Consider the following 14590-nt stretch of genomic DNA (forward strand, 5'->3'; position numbering starts at 1 on the left):
CTCAGCGCACGCTCTGGATCAGGAAGCTGTCCTGGCCGCAGCTGCTTTGCGAGCGCTTCACCTGGCCCGGGCTGCAGCTGCGCGAGCTGCCGTTCTTGTCGTAGCAGGCATGCACCTCGCGCAGGAAGCGCCCGCCGCTGGCGCAGAACGGCAGCACGCCATCCCTGGCCAGATTCGGATTGGCGCCCTTGAAGGCGCTGTACAGCTCCGCGTTGGTGGTGCGCAGCGGCGCCACCGGCTTTTGATACGGCGCGGGGATCGCCAATTGATCCTTGAGTTTGGCCGACAGCTCGAAGTAGGCCGCCGGTTCCAGTCCCGAGCAGGTGCCGTGCTTGCTCCATTCGTGGCCGATCAGTTTCGGCGAGGGGAACAGCGGCGTGTACTTTTCGCGCACGTCGTCGGGCAGCTTCTGCTTGCTGCAGTTCGACGGATAGCCGCTTTCGTACTGCGGCCACAGCCCGTGCAGCACGAAGCCGAGCTGGCGCCCGACTGCGCACTGGTCCGGGTCGCTGCGGCTGGCGCAGTAGGACGGCGACCAGCTCAGCGCCACCGCGTAGTAATCGAACTGTCCGGTGACCGCGCGCGGCGCCTTGGCCTGGGCCGCCCCGGCCAGGGCCATCAATGCCACCAGTGCGTATTGCCGTAATTTGAGCATGCTATCTCCGCGTCGAAGGTTGAACGAATGGCTATTTTATCTGCAAAATGTGTATGAAAAGCATTGATTTAGCTGCTTGCTGACGGCGGCCAAGCTTGCGCCGGCCAGGCGCGTCGCGTCGCTTTCCGATCCGGATCCACCCGGCTGATAAAATAGCAATATCTGTTCAACCGAGAATCACCATGGAAAAAATCATCCCCCACTTCGGCGCCATCAACCTGGCATTGCCCGAGGAATACAACGAAGCGACCTACCTTGTTGATGGACGGGAAATCGACCTCTCGCTCGCTTTCTTCAATGCATTCGAGGGAGAGGATGGGATCACCGAGTTTTCGGCAGTCAAGGACCTGGATCCGGCCGTGCTCGACCGCGTTGCGCACTTCATGCAGGATCTCGACAGCAAGATCGCGCGCGCGCATGCGGCCTGCGTGGCCGATTTCCATGCCGGCGGCGTGGTCAGGGACACCTATGTCGACCATCACCTGGAAGAGTTTTCGCCCGAGGAACTGGCGGCAACGATCGAAGGCACCGACGCCGCCCTGCCGGTCGAGGAACGCTTGCTGGCGACCCTGCACCTGAGCCATGTCGGCCTGCATCCGATGCCGGACGAGTCGGATGCTTCGTTTGCGATGTTCGATTTCACCTTCGGCGAGGACCTGACCAACTATGTGGTCGCGGTCAAGTTTGCCGAAGACGGGACGATCCAGGGCATCGACGTCGAAAGCTGAGTCGGCCGCAGCCGCGCCCTAGCGGGGACCGGCGCGGCGGCGCCGGCGGGCCATGCCCAGGCCGGCTGCGCCGATCGCCAGCAAGGCCAGGGAGAGCGGCTCCGGCACCGCGTTGACCGCCTCGATCGCAAACCGGGTCTGGTCGGTCCAGAGCCAGCCGCGCGTGTCGACGCCGTTGGCGCTGCGGTAGTTGTAGACGTATTCCTCGCCGGTAATGGTCGAGCTGTTGACCTGGTAGGCGACGTCCGTGATCGACCAGGTGGTGGCGAACTTGAGCGGACTGCCGATCCGGTAGCCGAAGCGGTCGATCGTGCACTTCCAGTAATACTGCTCGCCGACGCCGCAGCCGATGTAATCGTTCGAGCCATTGTGCTTGAAGGAAATGAGTTCTTCCTTCGCGAACAGGCCGTCACCGTTCAGGTCGTCGGCGATAAAACTGCCCGCGATCAGTGCCGCCGGATCGAAGCGGTCGGCGACCTTGTCGTAAAACCCCGTATAGCTGAACTGAAACTCGATGGGAACTGCCTGCGCTGCCGCGGCGCACCCTGCAAGCGCCGCCGCGCCGATCAATCTGGAGAACATGGCTACCTCCGCTGAGGAATCAAGAAACTTCCGGGGCGAACAAACGGCGCCCGGCCTGCCACGTGAACCACGTGTCTGCGGATCGTAGCAGGCGGACTGGTGCGCTCCGTAGCATATGCGCAACACATAAGATTTACTGTGGAAAAGTTCTTGCGAGATTTTCCAAACCGTGGGGCGATCCTGGCCGGACCGGCCTGGGCGCGCTATATCAGAATGACGTCGTAGTATTTTTTGATGTGCAGCTAGCTGCAAACAGGAAAGCGATGACTAGGAAAAAAGCGCATCGGAAGGACGTCAAACTCCATAAAGTGTAAAGGAGGCCGCGTTTCATGGTATCGGCTCGCGGGACGGCATAGCCTCGCGCCAACCGGAAACAGGACCCGTGTTCTAGGGCAGCATTGATTGCTGGGCGAAGATCCCCGCCATCGCGCCCTGCGACGACGCTAGTGTGACAGAGGGGATCTGGAGCGTGGCGAGGTCGCCGGCGGCGTAGATGCCGGGTATGCTGGTTTGGCGGCGCTCGTCGACTTTCAGGGCGATGCCGCTGGGCGTATCGACCGTGGCGAGGCCCAGCGATTCATGCAGGCTCGCAGACGGCTTGTTGCGTGGATGCGCGAAGAGCACGTCAACCGCAATACTGCGACGCTCATCCAGATTGACGGTGCCGATCTGACCCTTGTCATGGGCGATCTCGATGATCCGGCCATCAACGACAGGTATCGTGCGCCGTGCCAGATCGGCCCGGATCTCTGGCGGGATCTCGTATCCATCGGCGAAGACGGTCAGGTTGCTGGTCCAATCGTGGAACAGCCTGGCAGATTGGTACGAATGCTGGCCGGACCAGACCAGGCCCCAGTGCTGGTCGGCAACTTCAAAACCGTCGCAATAGGGGCAGGGCACAATGGTCTTGCCCCAGCATTCGGCAAAGCCGGGAACGTCAGGCATGTGGTCTGCGACGCCATAGCTCAAGATGAGGCGGCGCGCCTTGAGGCTACCGCCATCGACCGTACGAACGGAAAAATCGTCGATCGCGCCCGAAACACTGTCGGCCCGTGCACGGACCAGCTTGATCGTGGGATACCGCGCCAGCTGCTGACGCGCCTCGGCCAGGATGTCCAGCGGCGGTTTATGGTCGTGGCCGAGCAGGCCATGTGAGTGGCCAGCGAAGCGATTGCGCGGCAGCCCGGTATCGAGAACGGTGACAGTGCGGCGGGCACGGCCGAGCTGAAGGGCGGCGGCGAGGCCAGCAAAGCTGCCGCCGATGATGATAACGTCATTCATGATGATGCGCTCCATGCTGTAGAGGAAAGGATAAATTGGGTATGATGTGCCACGTCATCAGCGATTCACACTCGACACGGGCAGCGGGTGGCACTCCGGCCTCGGGGGGACGTCGCATTCACCGCAGGCCGGACTTCGCAATGGGGAGTACAGGTAGAAAGCTACGCATGACGCTTGCGCCATTAAGATACTTTAGAGTATCCTAATTCATTATTTAGAACACTGTCAAGTACTGAACTGCATGACCGAAAACAGCTCGGGACGGCGCGGCCGCCCCATCAACGATGCGCTTGGCCAGACGATCGTCGACGCCGCCTGTGAACTTTTTGTGGAATTGGGTTTTCAAGCGACCACAATGGACAAGGTCGCCCAGCGGGCGAGGATCTCCAAGCTGAGTATTTATCGACACTTCGGGAGCAAAGAGGCGCTCTTCAGCGCAGCTATCGCGGCGCGTTGCCACCAGTTTTCCCCACAGGCGCTGTTCGACGGAATCGATGGCTCGGCCGAAGATCAGCTCATGGCGGTAGGAACGTCCCTGCTCCGGACGTTCCTGCACCCGGAGGTGCGCGGTGTCGACGCCATGATCATGGCCGACAAGACCAATCAACAGTCCTTAAGCAAGCTCCAATACGACGCCGGCCCAGCCCACGTCATTGCCCAGATCGAGGCCTTGTTGCGTCAGCTGCATGCGAAAGCGGCTCTTAGCGTCCCGGATCCCCTGCGGTCTGCACGGTTGTTTGCCGCGCTCTTCAAAGGATCCGATCTCTTGCATATCGCACGCTTCGATCGGGCGAGAGCAGAGGACGACAACGAAATCGAATCCTATTGCAAGTCGGCAGTTGCAATGTTCATCGCCGGCCACGGTGGTGCTGACTCCACTTAGCTGCGTGGCAAGCACTTACTTTGAATTTAATTCTTGCGTAACTGCTTGAAAATAATAAGCTTTTTTGTTACATCAGAATGACGTCGTACTGTTCCTGGTGATACGCGGTTTCCACCTGCAGCGAGATCTGCTTGCCGATGAAGTCGCCCAGCATCGCCAGGTGCTGCGATTCTTCTTCTAGGAACAGGTCCACCACTTCCTGCGAGGCCAGGATGCGGAATTCGCGCGGGTTGAACTGCTTCGCCTCGCGCATCAGCTCGCGCAGGATTTCGTAGCAGATGGTGCGGCTGGTTTTCACCTGGCCCTTGCCGGCGCAGGCCGGGCAGGGTTCGCACAGGATGTGCGCGAGCGATTCGCGCGTGCGCTTCCTCGTCATTTCCACCAGTCCCAGCGCCGAAAAGCCCGACACCGACACCTTGGTGCGGTCGCGCGACAGGGTCTTCTTCAACTCCGCCAGCACCGCCTGGCGGTGCTCGTTGTTGTCCATGTCGATGAAGTCGAGGATGATGATGCCGCCCAGGTTACGCAGCCGCAGCTGGCGCGCGATCGCATGCGCCGCTTCCAGGTTGGTCTTGAAAATGGTGTCGGCAAAATTGCGCCCGCCGACAAAACCGCCGGTGTTGACGTCGATGGTGGTCATGGCCTCGGTCTGGTCGACGATCAGGTAGCCGCCCGACTTGAGGTCCACGCGCCGTCCCAGCGCGCGCAGGATTTCTTCTTCCACGCCGTACAGGTCGAACAGCGGACGCTCGCCGGTGTAGTGCTGCAGGCGCGTGAGCACGGTCGGCGTGTAGGCCTTGGCGAATTCGACCAGCATCGCGTGGTTCTCGCGCGAGTCGACCTGGATGGTGGCCGTCTCGTCGTGCACGAAGTCGCGCAGCACGCGCTGGGCCAGGCTCAGGTCCTGGTACAGCAGGCTGGTGGCGGGACGCGTCTTGGCGCCGTGCAGGATCGCGCTCCAGGTCTTGCGCAGGTAGTCGACGTCGGCCGCCAGGTCGCTGTCGGACGCTTCCTCGGCCATGGTGCGCACGATGTAGCCGCCTTTTTCCTCGGGCGGCAGCAGGCTGTGAAGGCGCGTGCGCAGCAGTTCGCGCTCGGATTCCTTTTCGATCTTTTGCGAGATCCCGATATGGCTGTCCTGCGGCAGGTACACCAGCATGCGCCCGGCAATCGAAATCTGGGTCGACAGGCGCGCGCCCTTGGTGCCGATCGGGTCCTTGATCACCTGCACCGTCAGCACCTGGCCGTCGAACAGGATCTTTTCGATCGGGGTCGGCGCCACGCTCGGGCCTTCATGGGTGCGCGCTTCCCAGATGTCGGCCACGTGCAGGAAGGCGGCGCGTTCCAGGCCGATGTCGATAAAGGCCGACTGCATCCCCGGCAGCACGCGCACCACCTTGCCCGAGTAGACGTTACCGGCCAGCCCGCGCGTGAGGGTGCGCTCGATGTGCAGTTCCTGCACGGCGCCTTGCAGGATCAGCGCCACGCGCGTCTCCTGCGGAGTGATGTTGATCAGGATGTCTTCGTTCATGGTTCAGGGCCGCCGTGCAGATTGTTGTTGTAGGGCCGGGGGGCGCGTCCGGCGCGCGCGCAGGAGCGCATCAGGCCAGCGGAATGCCCGCTTCGCGCAGCAGTTGCGCGGTCTCGAAAAGGGGCAGTCCGACGATGCCAGAATGGCTGCCTTCGATGTGTTCGACGAACAGCGCGGCCAGGCCTTGCAGGCCGTAGCCGCCGGCCTTGTCGTACGGTTCGGGGGTGGAGCAGTAAGCCTTGATCGAGGCCGCCGACAGCTTGGCGAAGCGCACCTGCGACACCTGCGTGACCTGGCGCTGCATGTCGGTGTGATAGACGGCGATCGCGGTCATGACCTGGTGGGTGCGGCCGGACAGCCGTTCGAGCATCTCCATCGCCTCGTTGGGCGAACCGGGTTTGCCGAGGATGGCGCCGTCGATGGTGACGGTGGTGTCGGCCGCCAGCACCGGACGCAGGGTCAGGCGGCGGTGCTGCACCATGTTCCAGCCGAAGGCCGCTTTTTCCCTGGCCACGCGCGCCACGTAGTCGATGGCCGCTTCGCCCGGGTTCACCAGTTCGGTCACGTCCGGGCCGCGCGGGGTATCGTTGCGCAGCGTGAGCAGCTCGAATTCGACGCCGATCTGGCGCAGCAATTCGCGCCGGCGCGGGCTTTTGGAGGCAAGGTAGATTTTTTTGTCGATCGGTTTCATCGGATTCCCGTTTTTTCAGACGCGATGATAAGGGTGATTCTGCGTGATCGACCACGCCCTATACAACTGCTCGGCAAGCATAACACGCACGATGCCGTGCGGGAGCGTCATACTGGAAATACGAATCAGCCCCTCGGCGCGCGCCTTGAGCTCGGGATCGAGGCCGTCGGCCCCGCCGATCAGGAAGACGGTGTCGCGTCCGTCCTGCTGCCACTGCATCAGCTGCTGGGACAGGCCCACGCTGGTCAGGTCCTTGCCGCGTTCGTCGAGCGCGATGATGCGGGCGCTCTTGGGCAGGACCGCTTCGATGCGCTCGCGTTCGAGCGCCATGGCGGTGGCCGCCGTCTTGCTGCCGGAGCGTTCGACCGGCTTGATTTCCTTGAGCACGATGCGCAGTTCGGGTGGCATGCGCTTCGTGTACTCGGAAAAGCCGGTCTCGATCCAGGCGGGCATCTTGTGGCCGACCGCAGCGATCATGAGCTGCATCGATGCTTACTCGGCGTCTTTTTTGGCGACGCGCTTGATGACTTTCTTGACCGGTGCGGCGTCGGCCGGGGCTTTCGGCGTCTTGGCGGCGGCGCGTTTCGGCGGCAGTGCCTTGAGTGCCTTGACGGCGGCTTCTTCCGACTTGGTGGCGGCGACCTTCACCACTTTGCCGACGGCCTTGGTCGCGGCTTTTTTGGCCGGCGCCTTTTTGGCGGCGGGAGCTGCCTTGGCGGCGGCTGCTTTTTTGGCGGCGGGCTTGCGCTCGTTGACCGGCTTGACTTCCGGCGCGTCCTGGGTCGAGGCGAGGTGCTTCGACTTCGGCTTGACTTCGGCCGCTTCGGCCGCTTCGGCGGTGCTCTTGCGCTTGGCCGCGCCCAGCTTGACCGGCTTGTCGCCCCAGATTTCTTCGAGACGGTAGTACTGGCGGATCGCCGGCTGCATGATGTGGACGATCATGTCGCCCAGATCGACCAGGACCCATTCGCCGGTGTCTTCGCCTTCGATGCCGACCACGTCGCCGCCGGCCGCTTTTACCTTGTCGCGCACCGATGCGGCGAGCGCCTTGGTCTGACGGTTGGAGGTGCCGGAAACGACGGCGATGCGGTCAAAGAGGCTGGTCAGGTGAACGGTATCGAACACGGTAATGTCCTGGCCCTTCACGTCTTCGAGGGCGTCGACGACGAGGGTCTGCAGTTTTTTAATATCCATTAGATTTCGTATAAATTATGTTGTTGAATATAGTCTAGCACTACCGGGGAGATAAGCGAGTTTGCCTTCTCGCCCCGTTGTAATGCCGCACGAATCTGGGTGGCGGAGATGTCCACGTCCAGCGTCTCGGCCAGGTAAGCCCTGCCGGACGGGGTGTTACGCAATTGCGCCAGGCTGCCCCGGCGCATGGTGAGTTCGCTGGCGACGGCCGCCGGCAATGCCGCATCGGCCATCGAAAATCCCGGGCGCGCAGCCACGCCGATATGGGCCAGTTCGAACAGCTGCCGCCATTCGCGCCAGCTGTCGAGCTGCTGCAGCTGGTCGGACCCCATCAGGAAGACGATCGACGCATCAGGCCCGAGTTCGGCGCGTACGCTGCGCAAGGTGTCGATGGTGTAGGTCGGCGTGCCGCGTTCGATTTCCTGCAGGTCCAGCGTGACCGGGTGCGTGGCAGCGGCGCCGGCAAAGGCCAGGCGCAGCATGGCGATGCGGTCGGCGTCGCGCGCCTGCAAGCCGCTTTTCTGCCATGGGCTGCCGGCCGGCAGGATGCGCAACTGGTCCGGTTCGAGCAGGGTGGCAAACAAGGTGGCCAATGCCACATGACCGTTATGGACCGGGTCGAAACTGCCTCCCAGCAGTGCGACGCACAAGGTCACGTAAGGAGCCAGTCGCGATGCACCAGGAAGTCGCTGTACAGCTTCGCTTCGGCGCTGCCGGCCTCGGGATGCCAGTCGTAGCGCCATTTGACGATGGGCGGCATCGACATCAGGATCGCTTCGGTGCGTCCGCCCGACTGCAGGCCGAACAGGGTGCCGCGGTCCCACACCAGGTTGAATTCCACGTAGCGGCCGCGCCGGTAAGCCTGGAAGTCGCGTTCGCGCTCGCCGTACGGCGTGTCCTTGCGGGCCATCAGGATCGGCAGGTAGGCCTTGACGAAGGAGTCGCCCACGCTTTGCGTCATCGCGTACGAGAGGTCGAAACCGGCTTCGTTGAAGTCGTCGAAGAAGATCCCGCCCACGCCGCGCGGCTCCTTGCGGTGTTTCAGGTAAAAGTAATCGTCGCACCAGCGCTTGAAGCGCGCGTGCAGCGTGCTGCCGAACGGCGCCAGCGCGTCGTGGCAGGTCTGGTGGAAGTGGCGCGTGTCGCCCTCGTCGCCGTAGTAGGGCGTCAGGTCCATGCCGCCGCCGAACCACCATACAGGCTCTTCGCCGGGCGCGGTGGCGGTGAAGAAGCGCACGTTCATGTGGACCGTGGGCGCGTACGGATTGCGCGGGTGGATCACCAGCGATACGCCCATCGCTTCCCAGGCGCGGCCTGCCAGTTCGGGACGCGCGGCCGCGGCCGATGGCGGCAGGTTGGCGCCCATCACGTGCGAGAAGTTGACGCCGCCGCGTTCCAGTACATTGCCTTCCTCGATCAGGCGCGAGATGCCGCCGCCGCCCTCGGGACGCTGCCATTCTTCGCGCAGGAAGGGCTTGCCGTCGGCTTCTTCGAGCGCTTGCACGATGCGCGCTTGCAGGTCGAGTAGCCAGGCCTTGACGGCCGCAGGGGAAGGGGATGACATCGGGGAGCGGGACCGGGGAATAAAAATTGAGGACGAATTGTACACCGTGCCGGTGTTTTATGATATAGCCCTTAAAACGCCGTCCCCGCGCCAAGGCGGCACTCGGCGGGGACGACGGTTATGGGGCTACTGGTCTATTCCTGGTGCTTCAGCTTAGTGCTTCAGTCCCCGCCAGCCGATATCGCGGCGGAACTGCGCGCCGTTGAAGTGGATCTTGTCGACCGTTTCGTAAGCCTGCTTCTGCGCCATCTTGACGCTGTCGCCCAGGCCCACCACGCACAGCACGCGGCCACCGCTGGTCATCAGCTTGCCGTCGGCCTGGCGGGTACCGGCATGGAAGGTCACGCATTCCGGCGTCTCGGCGGGAATCCCGTCGATCACGTCGCCCTTGCGCGGATCGTCCGGATAGCCGCTGGCGGCCATCACCACGCCCACCGCCGTGCGGCGGTCCCATTCCAGTTCGACCGTGTCGAGCGTGCCGCCCACCGCGTGCTCCATCACCGTCAGCAGGTCGCTCTTGAGGCGCGCCATGATCGGCTGCGTTTCCGGGTCGCCCATGCGGCAGTTGAATTCCAGCGTCTTCGGATTGCCTTTGTCGTCGATCATCAGGCCCGCGTACAAAAAGCCGGTGAACTGGATGCCGTCCTTGGCCATGCCGTTGATGGTCGGGTTGATAATCTCGCGCATCACGCGCGCATGCATGGCCGGCGTGACGATCGGGGCCGGCGAATAGGCGCCCATGCCGCCCGTGTTCGGGCCTTCGTCGGCATCCTTGAGGCGCTTGTGATCCTGGCTGGTCGCCAGCGGCAGGACGTTTTTGCCGTCGCACATGACGATGAAGCTCGCTTCCTCGCCCGCCAGGAATTCTTCGATCACGATGCGCGCGCCGGCGTCGCCGAAGCGGTTATCCGCCAGCATATGGTCGACCGCCTGGTGCGCTTCTTCCAGCGTCATCGCCACCACCACGCCCTTGCCGGCCGCCAGGCCGTCGGCCTTGATGACGATCGGCGCGCCGTTGGCGTCGATGTAGGCGTGCGCCTCTGCCACGTCCGAGAATGTCTGGTAGGCCGCCGTCGGAATGCCGTGGCGCTGCATGAAGGCCTTGGCGAAGTCCTTTGAGCTTTCCAGCTGCGCCGCTTCTTTGGTGGGCCCGAAAATCTTCAGGCCGCGGCCGCGGAACAGGTTGACGATGCCGGCCGCCAGCGGCGTTTCGGGACCGACCACGGTCAGGGCGATGCCTTCGCGCTGGACGAATTCGGCCAACTGCTCCGGGTCGGACAGTTCGACGTTGACGAGGCGGATGTCGCGCGCCGTGCCGCCGTTGCCGGGGGCGACGTAGACCATCTGGATACGTTCGGATTGGGCCAGTTTCCAGGCCAGTGCATGTTCACGGCCGCCAGAGCCGACTACCAGGATTTTCATAGGAGCTTAATCTTCGATCAGGACGTTGGTATAGACTTCCTGCACATCGTCGAGGTTCTCGAGCGCGTCGAGAATTTTTTGCATCTTGATGCCGTCTTCGCCGCCGATCACGGTTTCGGTGGACGGCTTCATGATGATCTCGGCCACTTCGGCCTTGAAGCCGGCCGCTTCCAGCGCTTCTTTCACGGCCGCGAAACCGAACGGGTCGCACAGCACTTCGAAGCCGCCTTCTTCGTCGGCCACCACGTCTTCGGCGCCGGCTTCCAGGGCCGCTTCCATCAATTTGTCTTCATCCACGCCGGGGGCGAACAGGAACTGGCCGCAGTGCTTGAACATGAACGCGACCGAGCCTTCGGTGCCCATGTTGCCGCCGTGTTTATTGAAGGCGTGGCGCACTTCGGCCACCGTGCGCACACGGTTGTCGGTCATGCAGTCGACGATGATGGCGGCGCCGCCGATGCCGTAGCCTTCGTAGCGCACCTCTTCGTAGTTCACGCCTTCGAGTCCGCCCGAGCCGCGCTGGATGGCGCGCGTGACGTTCTCTTTCGGCATATTGGCGTCAGCCGCCTTGTCCACCGCCAGCCGCAGGCGCGGGTTGGTGGCGATGTCGGGGCCGCCCATGCGCGCGCCAACCGTGATTTCCTTGATCAATCGGGTCCAGATCTTGCCGCGCTTGGCGTCGGTGGCGGCCTTCTTGTGCTTGATATTGGCCCATTTGCTGTGTCCAGCCATGTCGAGATTTCCTTAGACGGTATGCATCAGTGGCCGACATTTTACCATAGCGGCCTTGCCGAAATCCGCCGGCCTCCAGCCAGTTTGCGCGATTCGTTCTACAATCGCTGCATGAACAAAAGCGCAACGGCTGCCGCCGCCCATCCGACCCCGCGCCCGGCCCTGCTGGCGGGCCTGGCGCTTGCCATCGCGGGCGCCGTGCTGTTCTCGACCAAGGCGGTGCTGGCCAAGCTGATGTACCGCTACCAGGTCGATGCCGTCACCGTGCTGGCGTTCCGCATGCTGTTTTCGCTGCCGGTGTTCGCCGCCGTCGCCATCTGGAAGATGCGCAGCGAAGCGCCGCTGCCCGTGGCCGACCGCTGGCGCCTAGTGTTCCTGGGCGTGGTCGGCTACTACCTCTCCAGTTTTCTCGACTTTCTCGGCCTGCAGTTCATTTCGGTCGGGCTGGAACGCCTGATCCTTTTCCTCACGCCGACCTTCGTGCTGCTGATTACCTCGGTCTTCCTGAAGCGCCATATCAGCCGCATCGAGTGGCTGGCGCTGCTCGTCTCGTATTGCGGCATCGTGCTGGTGTTCGTGCACGACCTCCATGGCGGCGCCGGCAGCACCACGATCGGCGCGCTGCTGGTGCTGGGGTCGGCGGTGTCGTACGCGGTCTACCTGCTGATGTCCGGCGAGATGGTGCGCCGCATCGGTTCCCTGCGCCTGGTGGCGTATGCGATGTGCGTCTCGAGCGCGGTGTGCATCGGCCAGTTCTTCGTACTGCGGCCGGCCTCGATGCTGGTGCAGCCGGCGGCGGTGTACTGGTACTCGCTGGCCAACGGCATCTTTTGCACCGTGCTGCCGGTCTTCATGACCATGATCGCGGTGCAGCGCATCGGCGCCTCCACCGCCTCGCAGGCCGGCATGATCGGCCCCGTCTCGACCCTGTTCCTCGGCGCGCTGGTACTGGGCGAGCCGATCACCGCCGTGCAGCTGGGCGGCACCGGCATGGTCCTGGCGGGGATCTACATGCTGTCGAAGAAAAAATAGTCACCACTAACACGACCCACGAAAGCGACCGAATGAGCCAAGCAAACAAGCCCCGCATCGCCCTGATCGCACACGACAAGAAGAAGGACGACATGATCGTGCTGGCCGGCGAGTATGTCGATTTCCTGCGCGGTTGCCAGCTGATGGCAACCGGCACCACCGGCGCGCGCCTGATCATGGAGCTGGGGCTGACGGTGGAGCGCAAGGAGTCCGGCCCGTTCGGGGGCGACCTGCAGATCGGCGCGGCCCTGGTGGAAGGCGAGATCGACGCGGTGGTGTTCCTGCGCGACCCGATGACGCCGCAACCGCACGAGCCGGACATCAACGCGCTGGTGCGCGCCTGCGACGTCCACAACGTCGCCTGCGCCACCAATATGTCGACCGCCCATATGCTGCTGTCGCATCTCAGGCTCGCGGCGGCACAACCCATTTCAGACGCAGACAGGAGTCCAGCATGATGGCAAAAGCAATCCGTATCAACCGCACCGGCGGCCCCGAGGTCATGGAATACGTCGACGTGGAAGTGGGCGAGCCGGGACCGGGCGAAGCGCGCGTGCGCCACGCCGCCTGCGGCATCAATTATATCGACGTGTACTTCCGCACCGGCTTGTATCCGCAGCCGCTGCCGGCCGGCCTGGGCATGGAAGGCGCGGGCGTGGTCGAAGCGGTGGGCGAGGGCGTGACCGAGGTGGCCGTGGGCGACCGCGTGGCCTATGCCGGCCGTCCCAACGGGGCTTACTGCGACGTGCGCAACATGCCGTCCGCGCTGCTGGTGCGCCTGCCGGACGCGATCTCGTTCGAGACCGGCGCCGCCATGATGCTGCAGGGACTGACCGTGCAGTACCTGCTGCGCCGCACCGTGCCGCTCAAGCGCGGCGACACCATCCTGTTCCACGCGGCCGCCGGCGGCGTGGGCCTGATCGCCTCGCAGTGGGCGCGCGCGCTGGGCGTGAACATGATCGGCACCGCCGGTTCCGACGAAAAAGCGGCGCTGGCCAAGGCCGCCGGCTGCAGCCACGTGATCAACTACAACACCGAGGATTTCGTGGCGCGCGTGATGGAGATCACCGGCGGCGAAAAGGTCTCGGTGGTGTACGACTCGATCGGCAAGGACACCTTCTTCAAGTCGCTCGACTGCCTGCGTCCCCTGGGGACCATGGTCAGCTTCGGCAGCGCGTCCGGCCCGGTGCCCGATTTTTCGCTGGCCGAACTGTCCTCGCGCGGCTCGCTGTTCATTACCCGCCCGACCCTGTTCAGCTACGCCGCCAGGCGCGCCGACCTGGAAGCGATGGCGGCCGAGCTGTTCGCGGTGGTCGCCAGCGGCGACGTGAAGATCGATATCAACCAGACCTACAAGCTGGCCGATGTCGCGCAGGCGCATATCGACCTGGAAGGCCGCAAGACGACCGGCTCGTCGATCCTGGTGCCATGAGCGCGCCGAACGACGACAAGGACGACGGCTCGCCCAAGTTCGGGCGCCTGTTGATCGGACTGATTCTGGCGGTGCTGCTGATCGTGGGGATCACCTTCGGTTCGGAGGCCTGGCTCGGTCACCCATGAAAAAACGCGCTCCGTGGAGCGCGTTTTGTTTGCCGGAGGCTGGCGAGTCAGCCTTCGCGCTTGAGTTCGACCCGCCGCGCGACCCCGCTCACGCCGGGGAATTCGGCAAAGGCGCTGTGCACCAGCGCCGGCATCAGCGCCGGCGTGGACAGTTCGCGGCTCATGTTATGCACTGTGACGTCGAACAGGCGCTTGCCGTCGGGGATGGACTTGATTCCCACCTGCAGCTCGCGCCGGTACTGGTGGTCGATGCGCTCGCGGTACATCGGCGCGCCGGTCCAGAACGGATCGTAGAAGGGGCTGTGCCAGCCGCCCCAGTAGCGCCGCGCGCCCCAGTAGCGGCCGCGGTAGCCGTAGCCGCCGAAGGCGAAGCGCGGGCTGGCGTAGAAGAAGGGATCGACCATTTCGACGATCCGTACCGGGATGTCGGTGGTGGTGAAGCGCATCGAGATCTTGAGGGTCGGCTTGCCGCTCTCGCCGGCGTCGCGGAAGCCGAGGCGCGCCAGCTCGCCGCGCACCAGGTTCTGGTAGCTGCGCAGTTCGAGCGTGTCGTCCTGCACCGGCGGCGCTTCGAACACATAGGTCTTGTCCTGCAACTCGGCCGGCCACTGGTGGAAGGTGGTCACATCGCTGCGGATCGTGCTCGCGCAGCCTCCCAGCAACAGCATCGCCGCCGTACCGGCGGCCATCAATAATCGTCTCATCGCATTACTCCCATGACTCAAAACGGATTTC

Annotated in this window: 18 protein-coding genes; 6 read left to right on the forward strand and 12 right to left on the reverse strand. The window is 63.7% G+C overall.

Going from position 1 to position 14590, the window contains the following annotated elements; all coding sequences use genetic code 11:
• Position 1: 1 nt before the first annotated feature.
• Positions 2–655, reverse strand: coding sequence for a ribonuclease T2 family protein (locus EJB06_RS26705; protein WP_126077079.1), 654 nt, complete (start codon positions 653–655; stop codon positions 2–4).
• A gap of 182 nt (positions 656–837) precedes the next feature.
• On the opposite strand from EJB06_RS26705, the gene EJB06_RS26710 reads away from it, so the two are divergent.
• Complete coding sequence (locus EJB06_RS26710; RefSeq protein WP_126077080.1) at positions 838–1383, forward strand: DUF2004 domain-containing protein; 546 nt, start codon at positions 838–840, stop codon at positions 1381–1383.
• Between the two features lie 18 nt (positions 1384–1401).
• On the opposite strand, the gene EJB06_RS26715 is transcribed toward EJB06_RS26710, so the two are convergent.
• Complete coding sequence (locus tag EJB06_RS26715; RefSeq protein ID WP_126077081.1) at positions 1402–1965, reverse strand: PEP-CTERM sorting domain-containing protein; 564 nt, start codon at positions 1963–1965, stop codon at positions 1402–1404.
• 387 nt (positions 1966–2352) lie between these two features.
• On the reverse strand, positions 2353–3246 hold the full coding sequence (locus EJB06_RS26720) for an NAD(P)/FAD-dependent oxidoreductase (RefSeq protein WP_126077082.1): 894 nt from the start codon (positions 3244–3246) through the stop codon (positions 2353–2355).
• A gap of 241 nt (positions 3247–3487) precedes the next feature.
• Here EJB06_RS26720 and EJB06_RS26725 point away from each other — a divergent pair, with 241 nt between their 5' ends.
• Complete coding sequence (locus EJB06_RS26725; RefSeq protein WP_126077083.1) at positions 3488–4129, forward strand: TetR/AcrR family transcriptional regulator; 642 nt, start codon at positions 3488–3490, stop codon at positions 4127–4129.
• 67 nt (positions 4130–4196) lie between these two features.
• On the opposite strand, the gene rng is transcribed toward EJB06_RS26725, so the two are convergent.
• The 8 genes from rng to EJB06_RS26765 all read right to left on the reverse strand — a co-directional run bounded on the left by rng (position 4197) and on the right by EJB06_RS26765 (position 11263).
• Positions 4197–5660 (reverse strand): ribonuclease G, encoded by a 1464-nt coding sequence (gene rng / locus EJB06_RS26730; RefSeq protein ID WP_126077084.1) that lies wholly within the window; start codon positions 5658–5660, stop codon positions 4197–4199.
• A gap of 70 nt (positions 5661–5730) precedes the next feature.
• A complete protein-coding gene (locus EJB06_RS26735; RefSeq protein ID WP_126077085.1) occupies positions 5731–6351 on the reverse strand; it encodes a Maf family protein in 621 nt (206 codons plus the stop codon).
• A 15-nt stretch (positions 6352–6366) separates the two neighbouring features.
• A complete protein-coding gene (gene rlmH / locus EJB06_RS26740; RefSeq protein WP_126077086.1) occupies positions 6367–6837 on the reverse strand; it encodes a 23S rRNA (pseudouridine(1915)-N(3))-methyltransferase RlmH in 471 nt (156 codons plus the stop codon).
• Between the two features lie 6 nt (positions 6838–6843).
• Positions 6844–7545 carry a ribosome silencing factor gene (gene rsfS, locus EJB06_RS26745; RefSeq protein ID WP_126077087.1) on the reverse strand — a complete coding sequence of 234 codons (702 nt, stop codon included), beginning with the start codon at positions 7543–7545 and terminating at the stop codon, positions 6844–6846.
• On the reverse strand, positions 7545–8201 hold the full coding sequence (locus tag EJB06_RS26750) for a nicotinate-nucleotide adenylyltransferase (protein ID WP_126077088.1): 657 nt from the start codon (positions 8199–8201) through the stop codon (positions 7545–7547). Before EJB06_RS26750 ends, rsfS begins: the two co-directional genes overlap by 1 nt.
• Complete coding sequence (hemF, locus tag EJB06_RS26755; RefSeq protein WP_126077089.1) at positions 8198–9109, reverse strand: oxygen-dependent coproporphyrinogen oxidase; 912 nt, start codon at positions 9107–9109, stop codon at positions 8198–8200. The genes EJB06_RS26750 and hemF overlap by 4 nt, the downstream gene beginning before the upstream one ends.
• Positions 9110–9262: 153 nt before the next feature.
• Positions 9263–10531 carry a phosphoribosylamine--glycine ligase gene (purD, locus tag EJB06_RS26760; protein ID WP_126077090.1) on the reverse strand — a complete coding sequence of 423 codons (1269 nt, stop codon included), beginning with the start codon at positions 10529–10531 and terminating at the stop codon, positions 9263–9265.
• Between the two features lie 6 nt (positions 10532–10537).
• A complete protein-coding gene (locus EJB06_RS26765; protein ID WP_126077091.1) occupies positions 10538–11263 on the reverse strand; it encodes a YebC/PmpR family DNA-binding transcriptional regulator in 726 nt (241 codons plus the stop codon).
• 111 nt (positions 11264–11374) lie between these two features.
• On the opposite strand from EJB06_RS26765, the gene EJB06_RS26770 reads away from it, so the two are divergent.
• Genes EJB06_RS26770 through EJB06_RS32930 form a run of 4 tightly spaced genes read left to right on the forward strand, consistent with a single transcriptional unit; the run spans position 11375 to position 13855 of the window.
• Positions 11375–12295 carry a DMT family transporter gene (locus EJB06_RS26770; RefSeq protein WP_126077092.1) on the forward strand — a complete coding sequence of 307 codons (921 nt, stop codon included), beginning with the start codon at positions 11375–11377 and terminating at the stop codon, positions 12293–12295.
• Between the two features lie 32 nt (positions 12296–12327).
• A complete protein-coding gene (locus EJB06_RS26775) occupies positions 12328–12753 on the forward strand; it encodes a methylglyoxal synthase (RefSeq protein ID WP_126077093.1) in 426 nt (141 codons plus the stop codon).
• Positions 12753–13727: a quinone oxidoreductase family protein gene (locus EJB06_RS26780; protein WP_126077116.1), complete on the forward strand. Its 975-nt coding sequence runs from the start codon at positions 12753–12755 to the stop codon at positions 13725–13727. Before EJB06_RS26775 ends, EJB06_RS26780 begins: the two co-directional genes overlap by 1 nt.
• The gene (locus tag EJB06_RS32930; protein ID WP_267876916.1) at positions 13724–13855 is read left to right on the forward strand and encodes a hypothetical protein; all 132 of its coding nucleotides are present in this window, start codon (positions 13724–13726) and stop codon (positions 13853–13855) included. Before EJB06_RS26780 ends, EJB06_RS32930 begins: the two co-directional genes overlap by 4 nt.
• 47 nt (positions 13856–13902) lie before the next feature.
• Here EJB06_RS32930 and EJB06_RS26785 read toward each other — a convergent pair whose 3' ends face one another.
• Complete coding sequence (locus tag EJB06_RS26785) at positions 13903–14559, reverse strand: DUF4136 domain-containing protein (protein WP_126077094.1); 657 nt, start codon at positions 14557–14559, stop codon at positions 13903–13905.
• Between the last annotated feature and the right edge of the window lie 31 nt (positions 14560–14590).

Origin of the sequence: Massilia atriviolacea, assembly GCF_003953935.1 — a bacterium.
GTDB classification, from domain to species: Bacteria; Pseudomonadota; Gammaproteobacteria; order Burkholderiales; family Burkholderiaceae_D; genus Telluria_A; species Telluria_A atriviolacea.